General features: G+C 60.1%; 16 protein-coding genes, 1 pseudogene and 1 riboswitch. Of the genes and pseudogenes, 15 read left to right on the plus strand and 2 right to left on the minus strand.

Translation table 11 applies throughout. From position 1 onward, the window contains the following. Positions 1-10: 10 nt before the first annotated feature. From tssC to OCX61_RS27465, 14 genes and pseudogenes are all read left to right on the plus strand, one after another. Positions 11-1501: a type VI secretion system contractile sheath large subunit gene (tssC, locus tag OCX61_RS13795; protein WP_261939985.1), complete on the plus strand. Its 1491-nt coding sequence runs from the start codon at positions 11-13 to the stop codon at positions 1499-1501. After that, on the plus strand, positions 1498-1908 hold the full coding sequence (tssE, locus tag OCX61_RS13800) for a type VI secretion system baseplate subunit TssE (protein ID WP_261939986.1): 411 nt from the start codon (positions 1498-1500) through the stop codon (positions 1906-1908). Before tssC ends, tssE begins: the two co-directional genes overlap by 4 nt. A gap of 4 nt (positions 1909-1912) precedes the next feature. Further along, complete coding sequence (tssF, locus tag OCX61_RS13805) at positions 1913-3679, plus strand: type VI secretion system baseplate subunit TssF (protein WP_261939987.1); 1767 nt, start codon at positions 1913-1915, stop codon at positions 3677-3679. Then, on the plus strand, positions 3643-4659 hold the full coding sequence (tssG, locus tag OCX61_RS13810; RefSeq protein ID WP_261939988.1) for a type VI secretion system baseplate subunit TssG: 1017 nt from the start codon (positions 3643-3645) through the stop codon (positions 4657-4659). Before tssF ends, tssG begins: the two co-directional genes overlap by 37 nt. Next, complete coding sequence (locus tag OCX61_RS13815; RefSeq protein WP_261939989.1) at positions 4656-5213, plus strand: FHA domain-containing protein; 558 nt, start codon at positions 4656-4658, stop codon at positions 5211-5213. The genes tssG and OCX61_RS13815 overlap by 4 nt, the downstream gene beginning before the upstream one ends. Beyond that, positions 5210-6004: a type VI secretion system lipoprotein TssJ gene (gene tssJ, locus OCX61_RS13820; RefSeq protein WP_261939990.1), complete on the plus strand. Its 795-nt coding sequence runs from the start codon at positions 5210-5212 to the stop codon at positions 6002-6004. Before OCX61_RS13815 ends, tssJ begins: the two co-directional genes overlap by 4 nt. 52 nt (positions 6005-6056) lie before the next feature. Beyond that, positions 6057-7394, plus strand: a complete 1338-nt coding sequence (tssK, locus tag OCX61_RS13825; RefSeq protein WP_261939991.1) for a type VI secretion system baseplate subunit TssK — start codon at positions 6057-6059, stop codon at positions 7392-7394. Between the two features lies 1 nt (position 7395). Beyond that, positions 7396-8259, plus strand: coding sequence for a type IVB secretion system protein IcmH/DotU (gene icmH, locus OCX61_RS13830; protein ID WP_261939992.1), 864 nt, complete (start codon positions 7396-7398; stop codon positions 8257-8259). A gap of 132 nt (positions 8260-8391) precedes the next feature. Continuing rightward, on the plus strand, positions 8392-8907 hold the full coding sequence (locus tag OCX61_RS13835; RefSeq protein ID WP_261939993.1) for an Hcp family type VI secretion system effector: 516 nt from the start codon (positions 8392-8394) through the stop codon (positions 8905-8907). Between the two features lie 74 nt (positions 8908-8981). Further along, the gene (locus tag OCX61_RS13840) at positions 8982-10967 is read left to right on the plus strand and encodes a type VI secretion system Vgr family protein (RefSeq protein WP_261939994.1); all 1986 of its coding nucleotides are present in this window, start codon (positions 8982-8984) and stop codon (positions 10965-10967) included. A 48-nt stretch (positions 10968-11015) separates the two neighbouring features. After that, positions 11016-11465: a DcrB-related protein gene (locus OCX61_RS13845; RefSeq protein ID WP_261939995.1), complete on the plus strand. Its 450-nt coding sequence runs from the start codon at positions 11016-11018 to the stop codon at positions 11463-11465. A 35-nt stretch (positions 11466-11500) separates the two neighbouring features. After that, entirely contained in the window at positions 11501-16129 is a 4629-nt protein-coding gene (locus OCX61_RS13850; RefSeq protein ID WP_261939996.1) for an RHS repeat-associated core domain-containing protein, read from the plus strand. A gap of 6 nt (positions 16130-16135) precedes the next feature. Next, complete coding sequence (locus tag OCX61_RS13855) at positions 16136-16741, plus strand: DUF8467 domain-containing protein (RefSeq protein ID WP_261939997.1); 606 nt, start codon at positions 16136-16138, stop codon at positions 16739-16741. A gap of 129 nt (positions 16742-16870) precedes the next feature. Further along, positions 16871-17236, plus strand: a pseudogene (locus tag OCX61_RS27465) (type IV secretion protein Rhs); the annotation flags it as partial. A 311-nt stretch (positions 17237-17547) separates the two neighbouring features. Here the strand turns inward: OCX61_RS27465 and tenA are convergent. Next, entirely contained in the window at positions 17548-18213 is a 666-nt protein-coding gene (gene tenA / locus OCX61_RS13865; RefSeq protein ID WP_261939998.1) for a thiaminase II, read from the minus strand. Beyond that, complete coding sequence (locus OCX61_RS13870; RefSeq protein ID WP_261939999.1) at positions 18210-18857, minus strand: TenA family protein; 648 nt, start codon at positions 18855-18857, stop codon at positions 18210-18212. The genes tenA and OCX61_RS13870 overlap by 4 nt, the downstream gene beginning before the upstream one ends. A 31-nt stretch (positions 18858-18888) precedes the next feature. Beyond that, positions 18889-19003, minus strand: a riboswitch (TPP riboswitch). Between the two features lie 251 nt (positions 19004-19254). On the opposite strand from OCX61_RS13870, the gene OCX61_RS13875 reads away from it, so the two are divergent. Next, positions 19255-22647 carry an Ig-like domain-containing protein gene (locus OCX61_RS13875; protein WP_261940000.1) on the plus strand — a complete coding sequence of 1131 codons (3393 nt, stop codon included), beginning with the start codon at positions 19255-19257 and terminating at the stop codon, positions 22645-22647. The last annotated feature ends 22 nt before the right edge of the window (positions 22648-22669 follow it).

A 22669-nucleotide genomic window follows, 5' to 3' on the forward strand; every position in this document is an offset into this window, starting at 1 on the left:
CGGAGTTCCCATGCCAAAGCCAACCAGCACTAGTGTCGCCGTTGAAACAATGGGTGAGACACTCAGTAATGCCACCTTGCTCGACCAGATCATGGCCCAAACCAAAGTGACACCCGCACAAGAGGGCTACCAAGTTGCTCGTCAGGGTGTATCTGCTTTTATTGCAGAAATACTCAAAAGCAATGATCCGGACCAATTAATCAATAAACATCGCGTTGATCAGATGATTGCGGAGCTGGATCGGGTGCTGAGCAAGCAGATGGATGCCATTCTGCATCAACCCGACTTTCAGCAACTTGAAGCCGCCTGGCGCAGCCTCAAACTTCTTGTCGACCGCACGGACTTTCGCGAGAACATCAAGCTTGAAGTTTTGCATGTCAGCAAGGACGACTTGCTCGATGATTTCGAGAATGCGGCCGACATTACCTGCAGTGGCATCTACAAGCACGTTTACACTGCAGGTTACGGCCAGTTTGGTGGTGAGCCGGTCGCGGTCATGGTCGGCAACTACAACTTCGGGCCTTCTTCCCGCGATATCAAGCTACTGAGTTACATGGCTTCGGTCGGTGCCATGTCACATGCGCCTTTCCTCGCCGCGCCCTCCCCTGAGTTCTTCAACCTGAGCAGTTTTGAAGAGCTGCCCAACCTGAAGGAGATCAAGGACATTTTCGCCGGCCCACGCCATGCCAAGTGGCGTGCCTTCCGCGAAAGCGAAGATGCCCGCCACACCGCACTGATCGGGCCACGCTTCATGCTCCGCTCGGCCTATCACCCTCAGGAACAATCGATCACCAGCTTCAATTACGAAGAACACATCGACGGGAAGCACGAGCACTATTTATGGGGCAACTCCGCCTTCCTGCTGGCCAGCTGCATCAACGACAGCTTTGCCCGCTACCGCTGGTGCCCGAACATCATTGGCCCACAGTCGGGAGGTGCCGTCGAAGACCTGCCGGTGCACCTGTACGAGTCGCTCGGTCAACTGCAGGCAAAGATCCCTACCGAAGTCCTGATTTCCGACCGCAAGGAGTTCGAGCTGGCCGAAGAGGGCTTCATCGCCCTGACCATGCGCAAGGACAGCGACAACGCCGCGTTCTTCTCAGCCAACTCGGTACAAAAACCAAAGAACTTCCCCAAGACCCCGGAAGGCCTGCAAGCGCAGACCAACTACAAACTCGGCACCCAGCTGCCTTACCTGTTCATCGTCAACCGCCTGGCCCACTACATCAAAGTGCTGCAGCGCGAGCAGATCGGTAGCTGGAAAGAGCGCAAGGACCTTGAGTCCGAACTGAACAAATGGATCAAGCAGTATGTTGCCGACCAGGAAAACCCGTCAGCCGATGTACGCAGCCGTCGCCCGTTGCGTGCTGCGCGGGTCGAGGTGTCGGACGTTGCCGGTGACCCGGGCTGGTACCAGGTTTCGCTCGCCGTACGCCCGCACTTCAAGTACATGGGGGCGAATTTCGAAATCTCCCTGGTTGGACGGCTTGATACCCAATGAGTGGATTTTTCGATGGCTTGGTGACGAATCAGTTCGCAAGCCGGGTGCCGTCCAGGCAAGAAAACGCTACCCAGAAGTTCGCCGCCATCAAGCTCCATCTGGAAACGCTGCTCAACGCTCGTCTGGGTTGCTCACAAAGCAGCCCTGAGCTGGGCCTGCGTGACTTCAACGGGCACGACGTCAGCAGTGGCGACCTTCTGAAGCAAGTGTGTGCAGACATCCGCCGCACCCTTCAACGCTTCGAGCCGCGTGTGCACGTGCGAACGCTCAAGGCCGTGCCTGATTGCCATGCCCCTCTGGAGCTGCATTTCAGGTTGGACTGCCTCGTGCGGGTCAACAACCACATGGAGCAGCTTCAACTGGAGCTGCTGGTCAACGGCCATAACCGCCACACCCGCGTGAGGTGACCCGATGTCACTCAAGGATCGTTTCAGCGAAGAGTTGCGTTACCTCCACGAACTGGGGAACGACTTCGCCCAGGACAACCCACAGCTTGCCCGGCTGCTCGGCAAGGGTGGCAGCGACCCGGATGTCGAACGCCTGATCGAAGCCTTTGCCTTCCTCACGGCCAAGCTGCGGCTCAAGCTGGAAGACGACCTGCCGGAGCTGACGCACCCGATGCTGCAGCTGCTGTGGCCCAACTACCTGCGGCCTCTGCCGAGCGCCACGATCATTCAGTTTACGCCTCGCAAGCTGGCCCTCAGCCAGTCGCAATGTATCCCCAGGGGCTCACGACTGTTTTCCAAACCCGTGGACGGAGTGCCCTGTGAGTTTCGCACTTGCACGGCGGTGGACATTCATCCGTTCGAGATCGACGCGGTGGGTGCGACCCAGACCCTCAGCAGTTCGGTGGTGCGGGTTGAGCTGCGGACCTTGGTCGAGCGGCCTTTGAACACCCTGGGCTGCGCCGGCCTGGATTTTCACCTGAGTGGTGATACGCAAACTGCCCGCACGCTGTATCTGTGGCTGTCCCAGTACCTTGAACAGGTGAGCGTGACCATCAATGGCGAGGTTCGCCGGCTGCCGGCCAGCAGCATCGTCTTCCCAGGTTTCAGCCCAGGCGAAGCGCTGCTGCCTTACCCCAAGAACGTCTTCGACGGCTACCGGATCCTGCAGGAGTACTTTGTATTTCCCGAACGGTTCCACTTCTTCAGCGTAACCGGGCTGGAGAAGGTCTGGCCCGATCAGGCGACTCAGCAGGTCGGCCTGGCATTTCACTTCACCCGCCAGTTACCCGATTCACTGCGTGTCTGCAGCGCTGATTTCAGCCTGTTCTGTACGCCTGCGGTAAACCTGTTCAGCCACAGCGCCGAGCCTATCGACCTGTCCAACCGGTCCGCCCAGGTCGAGCTTACGCCCCGAGGTGAGCAGCGGCACGCCTATGAAATCTTCAGCATCGATCAGGTCATCAGCACCCGCACGACAACTGACGGCACTACCGGCGAACACCTGCGAACCTTCCGTCCCTTCGAATCGTTCGCCCATGAGATCGAGCATGTGCAAGGGCGCACCGCACTGTACTACCGCTACACGCTTGAAGGCGCCTTGCTGGGCGACGGCGTCACGCACCGCATCGCATTTGTACGCGCCGACGCCAACGCCTACATCGGCGAACTGGAAACGGCGTCCATCGACCTGACCTGTACCAACCGCGACCTGCCGCTGGCGTTAGCCGTCGATGACATCAATGTCATTTCCGAAGTCACGCCTCCCCTGGCCACCTACACCAACCTTCGTACTCCCACCCGCCCCTGTCGGCCGGTACTGGACGGCCAGTTGCAATGGGCCCTGATCTCCAACATGTCGCTCAACTACCTGTCGCTGCTATCGGCCGAGCCGCTGAAAGCGGTCATCAATGCCTATGACTTCGCCGCCCTGCATGACATCCAGCAAACCCGCACCACCCGCAAACGCCTCGAGGGTATCCGAGATGTTCAAACAGAACCCCTGGATTGGCTGATCAAGGGCCAGCCCATTCGCGGCTTGCGTACACGACTGAAGCTGGATGAAAGCGCATTCCTCTGCGAAGGCGACCTGTACCTGTTCGGTTGCGTGCTCGCGCACTTCTTTGCCCTCTACGCCAGCATCAATTCCTTCCACCAACTGGAAGTGATCAACATCACCAACAACGAGCACTACACATGGCCCATCCAGACCGGCAAACAACCGCTGATCTAGCCGACAAGCTGCTCGCCGAGGCACACCAGTACAACTTCTTCCAGTTGCTGGAGCGCCTGCACGGCTTGCACGGGGATGACCTGGAACCACGTTGGCCCGCACCGGCAACGCGGCTGCGCGTGCGCCTTGCCAGTGACCCGCGGCTGACCTTTCCCGTTTCCGACGTGTACAAGGCCGAACGCATGCCTGAAGCACAAGACCGCTATCGCGTGTGCACCACCTTCATGGGGCTGCACGGCACCGACTCGCCCTTGCCAACCTATTACCTGGAAGAAGTGTCGTACGAGCACGCCCACGGCATTGGCGTGCGGCCGGCCTTCTTCGACTTTTTCAACCACTGCCTGCTAAGCCTGCTGCACCGCATCTGGCGCAAGTACCGCTATTACATCCGCTTCCAGCCGGGCGCGACCGATGGCTTCTCGCAGTACATCTTTGCCCTGCTCGGGTTGAATGACAAACAACTGCGCGGCGACACCGCGTTGCCCTGGAGCCGGCTGCTCAGTTTCGCCGGTGTTATCGCCAGTCGCAGCCGTGCGCCAGGCACCGTCGCCGGCATCATCGCCCACTGCTTCGACTTGAAGCAGGTACACATCCGCGAGTTCGAAACCCGCTCGGTCCCCACCACGGCAAGGCAACGGGTCAGCCTTGGCCGCAGCAATGGCGAGCTGGGCAGCTCCTTCACGGTCGGCAGCCGCACGCGAACCCGTAGCAGCAAGTTCACCATAGTCATCAGTGAACTCGACCAGGACCAGTTACGCGCCCTGCTGCCCCGCGGCATCAACTTCAATCGCTTGCGTGCGCTGATCGACTTTCTATTGCGTGATGGCTTGGCCTACGACCTGGAGTTGCGCCTGAAGCGGAACGCGTTGTCGCCCTTCTGCCTGCACGCCAGCCAAGGCGCCTACCTGGGCTGGACCAGTTTTGTCGATGACCGTCACGGCAAGATCAGCCCTGTCGTGCGGTTTCGGGGGCGCTCATGAACACATTGACCTTGAGCATCATCAACCTCGGCCAGTTGCAACACACGGACACTGCCCGGCACCAGTTCGATAGCGAAGGCGGCACCATCGGCAGCGTGGGAACCACCTGGCTGATCAATGATCGCGAACGGGCGGTTGCGCCGATCCACTGCGAGATTCGATGGATCGAAGGCGGCTTCTGCGTGATCGACCACTGCCATGGCACCTACCTCAATGACAACCTCGACAGCTTGGGGCCGCTCACCGCCAGGCGGCTGCGAGAGGGTGACCGACTGCGCATTGGCGCCTGTCGGCTGCAAGTGCAGCTTTCACAAACCGAGGTGCGCTCACTGGCAGATCTGGTCAGCCCTGAACACAGCACCCTTGACCAATGGCTACTCGACCAACCAGCCCAAGCGTGGCAACCCGTTTCAGCCAGCAGCGAGCTCGCTGTTGAAATCTGCTCGGTCTTCGAGCCGGGCATGGGCAACGACCCCTTGGCGGCACTGGACACAGTTACGAGGCCTGAGCAAGAGAACTCACTGGAACGCCTGATTGCAGGAGAACGCCCATGACCCGTCATTCATTCGCGGCCGGCCTGCTGACGGCACTGATCGGGATCTCGGGTTGCACGGCCCTGAACAAAGTTGGCCAAGTGATCATAGACCCCTCGTTGCCCGTCGGACCGCCGAAGGCACACCCCACCCAGGTCGCGTTCAGCATCAACGCCAGCCCCACGCTCAACAGCAACCCCAGCAGCGTCAAGGTCTCAGCTGAACAGGAAGGCGTTCTCGAGCCCAGCCCCTACGCGGTCAACCTGAGCGCAGCCGACCCCTACCTGCTCACCGAGAAAGTCGGGAACCTGCTCGATTACCTCCAGGAACAGTTCCCGGCAATGTCGCCCGTCCCGCTGCCAATGGACGATGGCGATTATCCGTCGCGTTCTCCAATGGAAGACAGTACCCCCGGCAACTACGACGACCCGACAGTGGTGCTGAGCTTGCCGCGTAGCACCACCGAGGGCACCGAGGCGCTCGCTACGCCCATGGCCATCAAGATCCTGCAACTGCGCGACGACTCTCTCCTGCACAACAGCGCTTACGAGCTGCTGGACGAGGACCCTGCCAAGGCGCTGCGCAGCACCTACATCCGCGATGACGATTACATGCTGCGCCCAGGCCAGTTCAAGTTCATTCCCTTTGCCCCCATCGAGCCGGAAACCCGTTTCGTTGCGGTAATCGCCAATTACCGGAACAAGGAAGGCGCCAAGTGGAGCCAAGTGCTGCGCATACCTCCACACGGTCACCAAATCGTCCTGTCGGTGTTGCTCAACGATACGCAAGTCCTGCTCAAGGAAGAAGACTGATGGCGCTTGTAACCCTGCCGTTCTCACTGACTCACGCTGACACGGAGCGCTCATGAGCTCACGAAACCCCGTCCTGTGGCCTGAAGGCCTGTTCGTCAAACCGCAGCATTTCCAACAGGCTGCCCGCGCCGCCGAAGCAGCCCTGCATCAACGTCTCGGCAGCCTGAACGCAGCTTTTTATGGCTTCAGTGAACTGCAGTTGAACGACGAATACCTGAGCCTGGGCAAGATCGCCATCACCCGTGCGCGGGGCATCATGCCAGACGGCACTGTGTTCGATATCCCTGCAGACCTGCCGCCACCCCCACCGCTGGAAATCGAGGACGACGGCGCCAAGGACAGTGAAATCTACCTGTGCCTGCCGCTGCGTACCGAGGGTGGCCGTGAGGTGAGCTGGCCCGACAACGCCGCCAATTTCCGTTACAGCGCCCAGGCTCTGGAAATCAAGGACACCCATAGCGCCGACGGTGATCTGGTGCAGGTCGACCTGGCGGTGCCCAACCTGCAGCTCAAACGCAAGGCCGACGACAGCAGTGCCTATACCCGCCTGGCCCTGGCCCGCATTCTGGAACGGCGCCCCGATGGCAGCCTGCAGCTGGATGAGGGGTTCTACCCCACCAGCGTCTCGGTGCGTGCCGTACCGGCACTGCAACGCTTTCTTGAGGAAATCACCAACAGCCTGCGCGAGCGCGCGCGCAACCTCGCCGCCCGCATTGGCGCCTCGGGGCAGTCCGGTATCGCCGACATCCGCGACTTCAACCTGCTGCAAGCCATGAACCGCTGGTGGCCTTGTTTTCAGCATCTGGCCAGGCAAGGTCAGACACACCCCGAGCAGTTGTACCTGTGCATGAGCCAGGCCTGTGGCGAGTTCGTCACCTTCACCGACGAGAGCCGGCTGCCACAGGAGTACCCCGCCTATCACCACACCGCGCTACGCACTTCGTTCAAGCCTCTGGAAGAAACCTTGCGCCGCGCACTGAGCACGGTGCTGCAGCCCCGCGCCGTCTCGCTGCCATTGAAGACGCAGGAATACGGGCTCATGACCACCACACTGGAAGACCGTCGCCTGATCGACCAAGCCGACTTCATCCTGGCAGTGCGCGCCAATCTGCCACCGCCAACCTTGCGCCAGCTGTTCGTGCAGAAGGCAAAAGTCGTCTCGCTGGAATCCTTGAACGAAGCCGTGCCGCTGCAGCTGCCAGGTATTCCACTGGTGCCGCTGCCCGTGGCGCCTCGGGATTTGCCCTTCCATGCAGGCTTCACCTACTTCGAGCTGGACCGCCGCGACGCAAGCTGGGCGGGCATGAAGACGTCCAATGGCTTCGGTGTTCATGTCGCGGGCGAGTTCCCGGGCCTTGAGCTGCAGTTCTGGGCAATCAGGAGCGAGTGACGTGAAAGAAAACAACACCTCCCCCACCGATGCGGCACAGGTTGAGAACGAAAAACTGCAGACGATCATCGAGGCGTCATTGTCCGGCGACTCGCCCGCTGAAGCCGAAGGGGCCGAACAGAAGCCCAAGCCAGAGCCTGTGCAAGCAGGATACGCAGCCGACCCGGACTTCCAGCTGCGAGGCGGCTTCGCAAACCTGATGCTGGATGCGGCGGCCCCCTTGTTCGGCCTGGTCATGCGCCTGCGCACACTGGACGAATTGCCCAACATCAAGGACGTGCACCGACAGGTGCGCAACCAGGTCGACAACATCAGGGAAGAGATGCGCCAGCACGGCTACGAGCACACTCAGCTGCTGGCCTACTCATACGGGCTGTGCCTGTACATCGATGAAGCGGTCATGGAAACGCCCTGGGGCCAGACCAGTTGCTGGAGCCAGGAACCCCTGTTGAGCATCTTCCACGACGAAACCTGGGGTGGGGAGAAGATTTTTACCGTGCTTGCCCGCCTGATGCAGGAGCCCGAACGCTACCAGGACGTACTGGAGTTCATGTACTTCGCGCTTTGCCTTGGCTTGAAGGGCAAATACGCCATTGCACCGAAAGGTGAAGAGTCGCTGAACCAGCTTATTCACCAGCTTCACGGAATCATCCGCGAACTGCGCGGCCCCGTGCCGGAGTCGGTCGGCGATCCCTACACCAACGTGGCCCCGCGCAATTTCCGCATGAGCCGGCAATGGCCGTGGTGGAGCCCGCTGGTCATTTCCGCCCTCGCCATGGCGGTGGCCTACGGCATCTACAGCTACCGGCTGCACCTCATTACCACCGAGGTGCTGGAGTCGCTCAACGGCATCTTGCAGCAGTAACAGACCGGCGCGTGTCGCCACGGATTTCAACGCATTAGCGAGGCGTTTGCTTCGTTGACAAGCCCATCGCTCACGATGGCCACGCCACCCTGAGTGCGCGTGTTTATCCACATGGACGCAGGAGAGACTGCCATGCCAACACCCGCTTACATCAAGATCGAAGGCCAAACCCAAGGCAACATCACTGCAGGCGCCTTCACCTCCGAATCGGTCGGCAACGTGTTCGTCGAAGGCCATGAAGACGAAATCCTGGTGCAGGAAATCAAGCACCAGGTGACCGTACCCACTGACCCACAAAGCGGCCAGCCCGCCGGTCAACGGGTGCACAAGCCTTTCATCTTCACCAGCGCGCTGAACAAGGCGACGCCGTTGATGTATCAGGCCCTGACCAGCGGCGAAATGCTGCCAACCGTCGAAGTCAGATGGTACCGCACCTCGGTGGAAGGCAAGCAAGAGCACTTCTTCACCACCACGCTGGAAGACGCCACGATTGTCAACATCAACACCACGTTGCCCCATGCACAAAACAAGGAGAACGCTGACTTCACCCAATTGGTCGAGGTATCAATGTCGTACCGAAAGGTCACCTGGTCCCACGTAGCTGCAGGTACCGAAGGCTCCGACGACTGGCGCACACCGTTGGTATAACCCGGTTGCACATCCCTGGCAGGCACGCCCTGCCAGGGGCTCTCGAATTTTCAGACGGCGGACAAGGACTTCTCATGCCTGGCCAATCTGACTTGCGCTACAGCTTCCAGCCGCTGGTTGGCAACGCTGAATTCGAAGTGGTGTCGTTCGAACTGCGAGAGGGGATCAGCATACCCTTCGCGCTGGAGCTGAAACTGATCAGCTTCGAAAACGATATCGACTTCGGCGACCTGCTAGACAAACCCGTGCTCTTCACCATCTGGAGCGACGAAAGCCCGGTGCGCTACGTGCACGGTGTGGTCAGCCGCTTCAGCCAGGCTGAAAGCGGCTTCTACCGCACCTACTATGACGCGCTGATCGAGCCCCAGCTGGCCCGTGCCAATCTTCGCTCGAACTGGCGCATCTTCCAGCACAAGACCGTCCCACAGATTCTTGAACTGATGCTCCAGCGCCAGGGCATCAACCAGTACGAACTGCGCGCGAGCATGGACCATCAGGTCCGCGAGTTCTGCGTGCAGGCGGGTGAGACCGACCTTGAATTCATTGCTCGCCTGGCGGCTGAGGAAGGCTTCGTCTACCGCTTCGCGCACAGTGAAAAGCTACACAAGCTGATCATCACCGATCGGCTGCAATCACTGGGGTTGATCAGTCATGGCGCCATCAAGACCGAAGATGAAGACGAGGATTTCTATCATGACGGCGAGCCTGTAGACCCAGACAGCGTGCTGTATCAAGCCGCCAGCGGCGGTGATCATGCCAGGCCCTGCCTTCGCCGCTTGCGCTACAGCGAACAGGTGCGCACCGCACGGCAGGTCCAGCGTGACTACACCTTTACCAACCCGGCCTACCGCCAGGAACACAGGGCAGCCGGGCCCTTCCTGGAGCATCAGTCCAAAGCGTACGAATACTTCGATTACCCAGGCCGCTATAAACGCGATGCCGTGGGCAAGCCGTTCACTGAAAACCGCATCACCGCGCTACGTCATGATGTGCGTATTGCGCAGGTCCAAGGTAACGATGTTCGCCTGCAACCGGGCCTCAGTTTCACCCTGACGGGGCACCCACGTGAAGACCTCAATGCCCATTGGCGGGTGAACAGGGTTACCCACAAAGGCAAGCAGTTCACCAGCTTGCAGGAAGAAGCTGCCGGCGCAGATGTAAGCACGCACTACGAGCAGACTGCCGTGCTGGTCCCTGGACGGACCGAATGGCGCCCTGCCCCACTGGAGAAACCGCGAATCGACGGCCCACACATGGCGACCGTGGTAGGCCCGAAGGGAGAAGAGATCTATTGCGATGAATGGGGCCGGGTCAAGGTCAGCTTTCCGTGGGACCGCGAAAGCCAGAACAACGAGTTCAGCTCCTGCTGGGTGAGGGTATCCCAGGGCTGGGCCGGTGGTAGCTGGGGCGCAATGGCTATTCCACGTATTGGTCAGGACGTGATCATCCAGTACGTCAATGGTGATCCCGACCAACCGATGATTACCGGGCGCACCTATTGCGGCGACCAGCTGCCGCCGTACGACCTGCCCGACCACAAGACCCGCATGACCATCAAGAGCCAGACCCACAAAGGGGATGGCTTCAACGAGCTGCGCTTCGAGGACGAGCTGGGCAAAGAGGAAGTGTTCATCCACGCCCAGAGGGACCAGAACACCAAGGTCAACAACAACCAGTCCCTGTCAGTTGGCGTCGATCGCGCCCAACGGATTGGCCAGGACGAAGCCATCGCCATCGGCCGCAATCGCCTGCGGGTGGTGAAGGCCAACGACACGCTCAAAGTTGGCGGCGGCAAGAACGACCTCATTACCGGTGACTACGAGATCGAAGCCGGCAACACCTTGCGCCTCAAGTGCGGCAAGACCCTCATTGAGCTGCAGGCCAACGGCACGCTCAACATCACCTGCGAAACCTTCAACCTCACCGGCCAGCAGAGCGGGCATATCAACACACTCGCCGCGAAGCTCGACCTCAACGCTGACGGCGGAGCAGCGGCTGCCGCCGCGAGTGGACGCGACAGCGGTGCGCTCAAGGCCGATGTGGATGAGCACTTTGAATAACGACTGGCACTGGCCCGCACCGGATCAATTCCTGAATGGACTCCCGCAATGACTGACTACCTGACTCACGACCTGATCCTCAACCTGGGGGAGGAAATCCCCGAAGACCTGACGCTCAACATGCTGCGTTTTCGTACCCGAGACACCACGTTGGTGGTGGCGCGCAGCCCTGTCGGCAACGACAAGACATTGGACGACGCCGTCGAAGACCAACTGCGAATACTGCGTAAAAAGTCCAAGGCAATGACCATCACGCCCATGCAGATCGCGTGCTTGGGTGCCGCTGAACACCCGATAGAAGCCCGCGAGATGGCCATTGAATTCATGGTCGGTGAAACCGCCCACTTCCAACTCCAGGCAGCCTGCCTGATACCGGGCCAACACCGCCTGCTGGTACTCAATTACAGCAAGCCAGGCCCATTGAACAGCGACGACATCAAGCACTGGCGCGCCATCAAGCAAAAGCTCCGCTTCAACCAAGGCCCCCGCCTGCCCTGAACCACACCGACTCAAGCGCTTGGAGCCAACAATCCATGGCACAATTCGTTCACGCCGCCCGGATGGGCGACGACATACTGCATCCCTCCCTCGTGGCTGAAATGGTCAGCGCGGTCGCCGAGGCGGTCATCTATGCCGCCGCCACCGCAGCCGCAGCGGCCGCCATCAGCCTGGCCGTTGTCGGCACCGTCGCCACTGGCGGCGCAGCAGGTTTCGCCATCGCCGCCGTCGCCGGCGTGGCGGTCGGTGCGATGAGCACCCTTTCGGTTGGTGAAGATCAGACGGTCGGCGAGGCCATCTCCAGCTTTTGCGACAGCCTGGGCAACAGCGTGGCCGCGCCCGAGCCCTGCGGAAAGATCCAGAGCGGCTCAGGCAATGTGTTCATCAACAGCAAGCCCGCCGCTCGGGCAGCCGGCATCACCGGGCCGCCAGGCGGCGGAGCGGCCGATGCCGAACAGGCAGAACCCTCGATCCTGGAAAACGTCGGTTCCATGGCCATGGCGGCGATGCCCTACCTGCTCCCGGTGGTGGGCTTGGGCATGGCGATACGCGACATCTTCAACCCGCCCGTCACGACGCCAAAGGACCCAGGCTCGGAGTCCAGGGACGAGGACAGGATTTCATGCAGCCGCCACCCGCCGCTGCCCGAAAACCACATTGCGCAAGGGTCGGACAAGGTCTTCATCAACGGCCAGCCCGCGGCGCGATCGGGCGACAAGACCACCTGCGACGCCACGATTGATGTGAATGAAAAGGTCTCGCCGAATGTGCGCATTGGCGGCGGGACGGCGACGGTTCGGGATATTCGCAATGGCAAGAGCAAGATTGCGATGTTCACCGGGATCATCGCGGGAATTCTCATTTCACGACGCTTTGGCCGCATCAAGGGCTGCAACGTTGGCAACCCGGTGGCTGTCGCCACCGGCAGCAAATTCCAGGACGGCCCCGAAGACACTGACTTCAGCCTCCCCGGCCTGCTCGGTATCGAATGGGCGCGCCGCTACGATAGCAGGGACCTTCGTACTGGCGGGCTGTTCGGGCAGGGCTGGAGCGTTCCATATGAGGTGGAACTTGTCCGCGTCCCCCATCCTGAAGGCGGCCAGCTGTCGGTCTACATCGATGAACAAGGCAATCGGCTGGAACTGGGCCGCCTGAGTGCCGGCGATGCCTTCGTCAGTGTCGTGGACGGCTTGGCTTTCTTCCAGCTGGAGGATGGTCAAACGGTTGTCGAGGACATTCATGAGGGGCAGTACAAGGTTTTCGATATCGACCCGCTCGACCCCAACCGTTCAAGGCTCATCAGGCTGAGCGACCGCAATCTCAACTACGTCGATGTGCTTTACGACAAACAAGGTCGCCTGCAAGCACTCTATGACAAGTACGGCCAGACGGTTGTCCAGCTTCACTACGAGGCTGCGCATGCACGTCGTGTCTCCAAGGTCTCGCGGATCTTCCTGACCAATAAGGGTGCCCCCGCTATCGAGCGCAACGAGCGGTTGGTCAGCTACGGCTACACCGACTGTGGGCAGTTGCAGGAAGTCCTGGATGCGACAGGTCAGGTGGTGCGCCGCTTCAGCTATACCGAAGACGGCTATCTTAAGCGTCACCAATTGGCCAGCGGCGCCGTCCGCGAGTACGTGTGGGCATGTTACGCCATTCCTGAGAAACGCCCTGCGCCACGGCGGGCGGATGGCACACCTTATCGCCTGCCGCCTTTGCTTGAACCGCAACCTGACCACGAATGGCGGGTGATTCGCCACTGGGGGAGCGATGGCGAGGACTACCAGTTCGCCTACAACCTCGAACAAGGTGAAACCCTCGTCACTGACTCGCTGGGCCGCCAGGATCGCTATTTCTGGGGCCCGCTATACGACGTTTACAAGCATGTCGACGCGCTGGGCAACTGCTGGCAAGCAGAGATCATTTCCGGGCAGTTGATCAAGCGAACGGACCCACAGGGCGGCGAGTGGCGGTACAGCTATGACGATATCGGTCGTCTGATCGAAACGCGTGACCCGCTCGGGCGTAGCGAACACATCAGCTATCTGCGCCACTGGGCGCTACCCGTTCAGGTCACCGAGGCTGCAGGGCGTACCCGGCGTTACGGCTACGATGCCCATGGCAATTTGCTGTGGGAGCAGGATCCACTGGGCCGCAGCACACACTATCAATACAGCCCGGAAGGCCGCGTTACCCGCATTACCGATGCCCTCGAAAAGACCAAGCACCTGACCTGGAACACCCGTGGCCAATTGCTCAGTTACCGCGACTGCAGCAACAACCAGACGCTGTACCACTACGACTTGCATGGCCGCCTGAGCGAGAGCATCAACGCCCGCGGCGAGAAGACCCTCTTCCGTTATGACGCCCGCGGCTACCTGATCGAACATGAACGGCCCGATGGTCGTATCGACCGCTACGAAGTCGATGCCGCCGGCCAGCTGACGCGCTACATCGATCCTGCGCAAAAGAACCTGCAGTTTCACTACGACCACAGCGGTCGCCTGGTCGAGCGCCTGGATGCCATGGGCCACAGCGTCAGATTTCGTTACGACGCCTACGGCCGATTGCTCAAGCTCACCAATGAAAACGACGAGTCCTATCGTTTTGGCTGGGACAAGCTGGATCGACTGGTCGCGCAGGAGGACCTGGATGGCAGTGGGCACATTTATGAATACGACGTACTGGATGGGGTCACCAGCCTCACCCATGTACCCTCCCCCCATGAACAAGCCCCCCTGTCCGAGAACGCCCCTGCAACGCGGACCACTCCGATTCGCCACGATTTCGAACGCGATGCTGTTGGCCGCCTGCTGAGCAAGCGCACCGAGGATGGCATCACCGGCTACAGCTACGACACCGCCGACAATCTGTTGTCCATCGCTTTCACCAATAACCAGGGTGAAAAACAGCAGCTTGAATACACCTACGATCCCACAGGGCAACTGCTGAGCGAAACCAACAGCGCCGGGTTGTTGCAGTACGGTTATGACGAGTTGGGCAACCTGCAGACCCTCACCCTGCCCGATCAGCGCAAACTCAATTACCTCTACTACGGCAGTGGGCACCTGCACCAGATCAACCTGGACGGCCGGGTCATCAGTGACTTTGAGCGTGATGCCATGCATGACGAAGTCATGCGCACCCAAGGCAGCCTGATTACACGTACCCGTTATGACAAAAGCGGCCGCTTGAGTGGCAAGGCCATCCACTACCGCGATGCTCCTGCTGAAGTGCTGCCATTGTTGGACAAAACTTATCGCTATGACGCCAGCGACAACCTTGTGGCTGAAGGGCTGACCCAGACGCAACGCAAAGGCATGTCTGGCGCTGCCAACGATGAACAAGCCCACCTCGAACAGATCATCGGTCGTTTCCACGACCTGCCCCACACAGGGAGGAGTTACTCGGGCAGTAATCGCTATGGATACGATCCCAACGAACAACTGCAAACTGTCCACCAATCTCGCCCCAACTGGCAGGCGACACAGGTCGAGGATTACAAGTACGACAAGGCAGGCAACCTGTTCGACGGGCCGAAGCTTAATGGCCTGATCAGGCACAACCGAGTGCTGGTTTATCAGGACAAGCGGTATCGCTATGACCGATTTGGGCGATTGTGCGAGAAGCGAATCGGCAGTCATCGGGTGCAGCGCTTCGAGTACGACGCCGAACAACGGCTGGTGTGTGTGGAGCAAATGCGGCATGGGGAGAGCGAACGCATTGTGTTCGGCTACGACCCGCTGGGGCGGCGGATCAGCAAGGCTGTATACAGGCAAGGCGAAGCCGAGCCTGTACGCCGGACGCTGTATCACTGGCAGGGGTTGCGCTTGGTGCAGGAAGTACAGAGCGGACTGTCCAACCTTTATGTCTATGCGAGCCCAAATAGCTATGAACCGCTAGCACGTATAGACGAGAATCTGGATAAGGACAACATACAGCATTTCCACTCCAACCTGGCTGGGCTGCCCGAACAGGTAACGGATAACAATGGTCATACAGTGTGGCGCATCGATTGTCACGGTTGGGGCACCGCACGGGAGGAATGGCGCAGTCCACAGCAAGGAAGCGAGCAGAATTTACGTTACCAAGGTCAGTACCTTGACCGAGAAACGGGGCTGCACTACAACACGTTCAGGTTTTATGACCCAGATGTGGGAAGGTTCACCACACCGGATCCTGTAGAGTTGGCAGGCGGAATAAACCTTTACCAATACGGCCCAAACACCGCCACATGGATCGACCCTCTGGGACTTTGCCGCCGGGGGAATACTATAACGAAACGTCACATGGATGAAATTAGAGATCAGTTTTTACGCGATAATAACCTTTCACCTATGTCGCATACTCAAGGTGGACGACAGATGGGGACTGGCATTGAACTTAGAGAAACATACTTAAAGCCTCTACCTGGAGGATTAGGTCGAAAGGGAGGCTCATACACAGACATGACATTCATAGATGCAAAGGGCCGAACCGTATACATTCAAACAGTGGACAAAGGCAAGGTCAACGGAATGTCACAGCGCGAATGGGACAATGCTAACCGGATCACGAAACAAGACCCTAGCGCCATTGTAATCAGCGTCGTTAAAGGAAAAATCACCACTCCAGGATCTTTAAATACTTCCAACATGCCAGCCGGGCAAGTGATAATAAGGTAATTAACAATGGTCAACAAAACACCAACACTCCTAGTATTTATGACGCAAGCTGATGAGCTTCGCTTTTCTAGAGAGCTCTTATCTCAATTTCCCGAGATAACATTCATCGAGACGGGAAACTGGGAAAAACGATCGCCCAAAACAAGGCATATGCTAAATGAATGCCACAGTGACAGCCCGCAGCACTCCATATGGAACAAACTAATACTACCAGAGCACATATATAGCAAAAACTATATATTCCCCAACGAGAATAAAAGGTCATACTTCGGGGCGACGGTCGGACCTGGACTCATCCAGTACATCAGACCACACATAGCAGACTACGACCCTTCCTGCCTTCGCAATGGAAGGCTATCTGCTTCATACGACCCCAAGAAAGATCCTGCAACCGATTTGTTTGTAAAAACAGTATTTAAGATAGCCAGGAAGGGAGCGGTAGATGTTTTTTTAGTTGACCGTAAAACCGGCAACACTTCCGACAAACCAGAAACTCATTTCCTTGCATGGCCAGACGCTGCCAATTGCTATAATGGACAGGATGGTAGTTATCTCACAAATAACGCCTTTGCGTATTTTGTCGGAAACAAAAAACAATCTGGCATTAAATAAATCTCACGAACCCCAGAGACACTTGGGCGTAGCGAACATATCAGCTACCTGCGCCACTGGGCGCTACCCGTTCAGGTCTCCGAGGCTGCAGGGCGTACCCGGCGTTACGGCCACGATGCCCATGGCAATTTGCTGTGGGAGCAGGATCCACTGGGCCATAGCACACAATATCAATACAGCCCGGAAGGCCGCGTTACCCGCATTACCGATGCCCTCGAAAAGACCAAGCACCTGAGCTGGAACACCCGTGGCCAGTTGCTCAGTTACCGTGACTGCAGCAACAACCAGACGCTGTACCACTACGACTTGCATGGCCGCCTGAGCGAGAGCATCAACGCCCGCGGCGAGAAGACCCTCTTCCGTTTTGACGCCCGCGGCTACCTGATCGAAAATGAACGGCCCGATGGTCGTATCGACCGCTACGAAGTCGATGCCGCCGGCCAGCTGACGCGCTATATCGATCCTGCGCAAAAGAACCTGCAGTTTAACTACGACCACAGCGGTCGCCTGGTCGAGCGCCTGGATGCCATGGGCCACAGCGTCAGATTTCGTTACGACGCCTACGGCCGATTGCTCAAGCTCACCAATGAAAACGACGAGTCCTATCATTTTGGCTGGGACAAGCTGGATCGACTGGTCGCGCAGGAGGACCTGGATGGCAGTGGGCGCATTTATGAATACGACGTACTCGATGGGGTCACCACCTTCCGCACCCTGCCCAAACGCGACCGGATCGCCGTGCGGTTCATGTGCACGGCGATTTACAAAACTCGCCCAAAACGCGCGATTGAAGGCTTAGCCCGGCCTCAGGCCACGCCATCCAACCCCATCTGCCAGAAATCAGCCTCCAGCCTCGAAGCCTGGCCAAAGATCTGTACCAGCTCGACAAACCGCTGCTCGGTCATGCTCCGTGCCGCCAGTTCATCCAGATGCTTGCGCGCCGCCGCGGCCACGCCCTGGTAAGCCTCCCCGGCATACTCGCCAATCCACTCCCGGTACGGGTGCTCGCTCAAGTCGCCAATGCGCTGCGCCAGCGTGCGGCCGATCTCGGCGTAGCCAATCACGCACGGTGCCAGGGCCACATGCAACTCGAGCAGGTCACCGGCCGTGCCGCAGTCGAGCACGTAACGGGTGTAAGCCACGGTCGCCTGGTGTTCCGGCGCTGCCTGGATATCGGCCTGGGACAAGCCCCAGCGCGCGCACAAGCGCAGGTGCAGCTCGGTCTCGTCAAGAATCGCCGCAAGGCCCGCCTGGGCGGCGCGGATATCCGCCGGCAAGCGGCTTTTGTAGGCGGCCAGGGCCCAGGCGCGGGCGAACTGGATGAGGAACAGGTAGTCCTGGATCAGGTACGTGCGGAAGGCTTCTTCCGGGAGGGTACCCTCGCCCATCTGCCGCACGAAGTCGTGGTCGACATAGCTGTGCCACTGCCCGGCAGTCGCAGCCTTCAAACGCTCGAAAATATCCATGCTCACGCCTCCTCGGTGTAAATGGCGTCGAAGAAGGCAAGCTCCAGCTCAACGGTGCGTTTGTAGAAGTCACTGGCCAATGCGGCCTCCTGGGGGCCGACCCGGTCCAGCTCGGACTTCAGGAAAGCGACGAAATCGCAAAATGCCGGATTGTCGTGCAGGGTGATCCATTCGGCATGGACGAAGTTGGCGGGCAACGGCTTGGGTGCCTTGAGAGCCCAGTCCAGATACAGGCCTTCGGCAACGTTCAGCACTGCCAGCGCGGCGGCGTAGGAACGGGTGGCAGCAGCCTCGCGCATGATGGCCTTGAAACCGGCGGTAGGTGCAGTGTCTGCAGGCGCTGTGCGTTGCGCGGGGCTGACGTCCAGCGCCTCGAACGCGCGCAGGAAATAGGTGTTCTCGTCGCTGGAGATCATCCCCGCGAAGCGGCCGAAGCGCAGGCGGGCCTCGAAGGTGTCGGCGGTGGCGATGGCGGCGCCGAGCAAGGTCAGGAAGCTGTCGAGAAAGCGGTGGTCCTGGACCAGGTAGCGGACCATGATCGGGTCGGCCACGCTGCCCGCGCAGAGTTCACTGACGAAACGGTGGCCGACGGCAGCCGACCAGGTCGGTTGGTTCTGGCGTTGCAGGGTTTCGCTGAAGCGTTCGTTCATGGTGTGGCCTCACAGTGAGGCCGGCAAAAGGCAGGTCTGGCAGTCCCATCCCTTCGCCGGCATTATCCGGATCAGGTTCGAAGGGTCACCGCGCTGCAGCTGCCAGCGGTTTCTCAGCCCGTTGCCGGGCTCCCCTTGGTGGGCAACAGGTATACAGCGCCGATCACCAATTGTCACCACTCCCATCACCGGAGTTGGGCCCAGCCCTGCCCAGTTTTGGGGGCCTACACCCGGTCTTTGACACCCCGTTATTTAGCGCGCCTCAGGCGCCACAAGGAATTGTTTAACAAAGCTTTACCAAAAGATGTGTTGGCACAGCCGTTGCTCAGGCCATAAAAACCCGGCAATACGCCATTGATGGCCCATAGCCATTTAGCCGTGAGCGAGGCACCAGGCAATGAAAACCCCTGCCGTGATCCACCCCAACAGCCACGCCTTCAAATTGTCCGCCGTGACCGCGCTGATGTTCAGCCTTGGGCTGATCTCGGCCATGGCCAGCACAATGGATGATGTCAGCCAGCCACCGCCGACAGACCCGTCGCATTACGATGACCAGCCGGCCGACCCGGCCCCGGCACTGCTCAACCTCTTCAACCTGCCCGAAGCCAACCAAGGTTCGCTGGAACTGCAAAACGGGGTATACGGCGATCGTGCCTCCAACCGCGTCGACAACGTACTGCCGCCTGCCCTGCAGACGTCACGCAATTACCCTACCAATGGCAAGCCGAGCCCGCTGTTCGGGGCGCAGCCGTTCACCCAGCAACTGCTGCTATTCGAAGAATTCGGCCCGGAGAAACTCGACCCCAACCTACCACCGCCAAACCTGACCTTCCCGGTCCCCACGCTGGGCGCCGCCCCTGCGCAAGACCCTGACGTGGTGGCCCGCAGCAGTCCCAACGGCAACGCCCTGGAAGCCTTCCTCAAGCAGCCGGGCCTGTACCCGTTCCCCACCCAGTACGCCAACACCCTCGACCGCAACCCGTGGAAGGCGCAGATCGAGATGTTCCTCAACCGCAACTCGGTCGGCTCGCCGGCAGAAGGCCGGCCACCAGGAAAAGGCTGGTCGCACCAGCGCTGGAACGAGTTCTACCCCCAGGCAGCGTTCAAGACCGCACAGGCGGGTGCACGCATCAACCAGGGGCTGCGTGACCGCAAGCAGTTGCACAACTATGCCGTTGGCGAGTTCGCGCCGGGCGGGTTGTATTACCAGACCTCGGACATCCCGACCACCCTCGGTACCACCAAGGGCATCGACCCCCGCTTCCACCCGAACTTCCCGCAGCAGAACCACAAATCGCTGTGGACCTTCGACGGCACCTTCCCGCCGAAGCTGCTGATGGTTCGCTATGGCCAGCCGGTGCTGATGCGCCACTACAACGCGCTGCCGATCGACCCGGCAGCCAACGCAGGCTTTGGCTTGCACACCATTTCCACCCACGAGCACAACGGCCACTCGCCAGCCGAGAGCGATGGCTTTGCCAACGCCTACTTCTTCCCTGGCCAGTACTATGACTACCGCTGGCCGATCCAGCTGGCCGGCTACGACACGATCAACACCCGTGCCGAAGATCCGCGCGCCGCGTTCCCCTGCTCGCCGGGTGAAACGCTGTTCGTCAACGACGCCAACCCCGGGCTGAAGACCTGCCAGAACGGCAGCATCAAGATTCGTGGCGATTGGCACGAAACCATGAGTACCCACTGGTTCCACGACCACATGATGGATTTCACGGCGCAGAACGTCTACAAAGGCAACGCCGTGATGATGAACTACTACAGCGCCATCGACCGCGGCAACGAAGCTCTGCAGGACGGCGTCAACCTGCGCTTCCCCAGCGGCTCGGCCATGCCGTGGGGCAACCGCGACTATGACGTCAACCTGGTGATCGCCGACAAGGCCTGGGATCAGAACGGCCAGCTGTGGTTCAACCCGTTCAACACCGACGGTTTCCTCGGCGACCAGGTGCTGGTCAACTGGCAGTATCAGCCCAAACTCAAGGTGCGCGCCCGCAGCTACCGCTTCCGTATCCTCAACGGCTCGGTGTCGCGCTATTTCAAGTTTGCCGTGGTGCGTGAAATCGCCGGCAACAGTGGCGAGTTCAAGGGGCCGTCCGGCTCCAACGTGTCGTACGCGCGGGTGCCATTCCACATGATCGCCAACGACGGCAACATCATGGAACACGCCGTGCCGTTCGACGGCACCATGGACCTCAATGGCGACGGCAAGACCGACGACAACAACGGCATCCTGCCGCTGCAAGGCATCGCCGAGCGTTACGACATCATCATCAACTTCGCCAAGAACGGGATCAAGGTTGGCGACAAGCTGTACATCGTCAACATCATGGAGCACGAAACCGGCAAGGGCCCGAAACAGGCCATTTCATTGGCCGACGTGCTGTCCGAGAAGTACAAGGCGGTGATCAAGCAGACCAGCACCGGGCCCGAATGGGACAGAGGCGACCCGGTAGTCGGCAAGGTCATGCAGTTGGTCGTGCAACCCTACAGCGGCACCGACGTCAGCATGGACCCAAGCGCCTATGAACCGGCCAAGCCGGGCAAGGCCGAAGGCCTGAAGATGATCCCGCTGACCATCGACCGCACGGCCGTCGCCGACCAGGCCAAGATCAAGGCCGCGCGCCACCGCGAGTTCACCTTCGGTCGCTCCGACGGCACCGACACCACCCCCTGGACCATCAAGACCGACGGTGGCTTTGGCTACAGCATGGACCCACGGCGCATCTCCGCCGCACCGCAACTGGCCAGCGAAGCGACCCAGGCCGGCTTCAGCGGCGACGGCACCCTGGAAGTGTGGAAGATCAAGAACGGCGGCAGCGGCTGGAGCCACCCGGTGCATGTGCACTTCGAGGAAGGTGTGATCCTCAGCCGTGACGGCAAGGCGCCACCGGAATGGGAAAAATGGGCACGTAAAGACGTCTACCGCATCGGCCCGGACGCCGACTCCTCGAGCGAAGTGGAAATGGCCATTCGCTTCCGTGAGTTCGCCGGTACCTACATGGAGCACTGCCACAACACCCAGCACGAAGACAACTCGATGCTGCTGCGCTGGGACATCGAGCACCCTGGGCAATTCCAGGTGATGCCGACGCCGCTGCCAGGCTGGGATGGCGTGCAGTACATGGCTTCGGTGGGCCTGCCGACCTTCCGCACCGCCAGCAACAACAACACCGACACGGCCAACAAGCCACCGGTGGCGGTGAACGACAGTGCCGCGACCACGGCCGGCAAGCCGATCGTGATCAACGTGCTGGCCAACGACACCGACCCCGAAGGCAACCTGCCACTGACTGTCAAGGACCTCAACCAGCCTGATTCCGGCAAGGGGACGGTCAGCACCGACGGCACCAGCGTGACCTACACGCCGCCGGCCACGGTCGACACCCCGTTCACCGCCAGCTTCGCCTACACCGCGCGCGACGCCAAGGGTGCCGATTCGCTGACCCAGGCGACGGTCAATGTTGCGGTGGGCCCTGCTGTGGTGGCGGACAAGATCGAGGTCAGCAGCGCCGTGGTGCAGGTGCGCAGCAACAACCGCTACACCTGGGACATCTCCGGCACCACCTCGGTGGCCAGCGGCAACAGCATCACGGTAACCGCAGCCACCACCAGTGGGCCGCTGAACCTGGGCACGGCAACGCTGACGACGGCATCCACCGGGGCGCGCTGGCGGTTGTCTACGACCACCACCGGCAGCGGCCCGGCGACGCCGGCGACGATCACCGTGAAGTCAGCACTGGGCCAGAGCGTAACGGCGCCCATCAGCATCAAGTGACAGCGGGGCCGCCACGCGGCCC

It is taken from the genome of Pseudomonas sp. LRP2-20 (assembly GCF_024349685.1).
GTDB lineage: Bacteria > Pseudomonadota > Gammaproteobacteria > Pseudomonadales > Pseudomonadaceae > Aquipseudomonas.

Excerpts from the sequence above, each read along its gene's own strand:
- OCX61_RS13875 (WP_261940000.1), top strand. The coding sequence starts at position 19,255 with ATGAAAACCCCTGCCGTGATCCACCCCAACAGCCACGCCTTCAAATTG.
- tssK (WP_261939991.1), top strand. The coding sequence starts at position 6,057 with ATGAGCTCACGAAACCCCGTCCTGTGGCCTGAAGGCCTGTTCGTCAAA.
- tssF (WP_261939987.1), top strand. The coding sequence starts at position 1,913 with ATGTCACTCAAGGATCGTTTCAGCGAAGAGTTGCGTTACCTCCACGAA.
- OCX61_RS13815 (WP_261939989.1), top strand. The coding sequence starts at position 4,656 with ATGAACACATTGACCTTGAGCATCATCAACCTCGGCCAGTTGCAACAC.
- OCX61_RS13845 (WP_261939995.1), top strand. The coding sequence starts at position 11,016 with ATGACTGACTACCTGACTCACGACCTGATCCTCAACCTGGGGGAGGAA.
- OCX61_RS13835 (WP_261939993.1), top strand. The coding sequence starts at position 8,392 with ATGCCAACACCCGCTTACATCAAGATCGAAGGCCAAACCCAAGGCAAC.
- tssG (WP_261939988.1), top strand. The coding sequence starts at position 3,643 with ATGGCCCATCCAGACCGGCAAACAACCGCTGATCTAGCCGACAAGCTG.
- tssE (WP_261939986.1), top strand. The coding sequence starts at position 1,498 with ATGAGTGGATTTTTCGATGGCTTGGTGACGAATCAGTTCGCAAGCCGG.
- OCX61_RS13850 (WP_261939996.1), top strand. The coding sequence starts at position 11,501 with ATGGCACAATTCGTTCACGCCGCCCGGATGGGCGACGACATACTGCAT.
- tssC (WP_261939985.1), top strand. The coding sequence starts at position 11 with ATGCCAAAGCCAACCAGCACTAGTGTCGCCGTTGAAACAATGGGTGAG.
- OCX61_RS13855 (WP_261939997.1), top strand. The coding sequence starts at position 16,136 with ATGGTCAACAAAACACCAACACTCCTAGTATTTATGACGCAAGCTGAT.
- OCX61_RS13840 (WP_261939994.1), top strand. The coding sequence starts at position 8,982 with ATGCCTGGCCAATCTGACTTGCGCTACAGCTTCCAGCCGCTGGTTGGC.
- tssJ (WP_261939990.1), top strand. The coding sequence starts at position 5,210 with ATGACCCGTCATTCATTCGCGGCCGGCCTGCTGACGGCACTGATCGGG.
- OCX61_RS13870 (WP_261939999.1), bottom strand. The coding sequence starts at position 18,857 with ATGAACGAACGCTTCAGCGAAACCCTGCAACGCCAGAACCAACCGACC.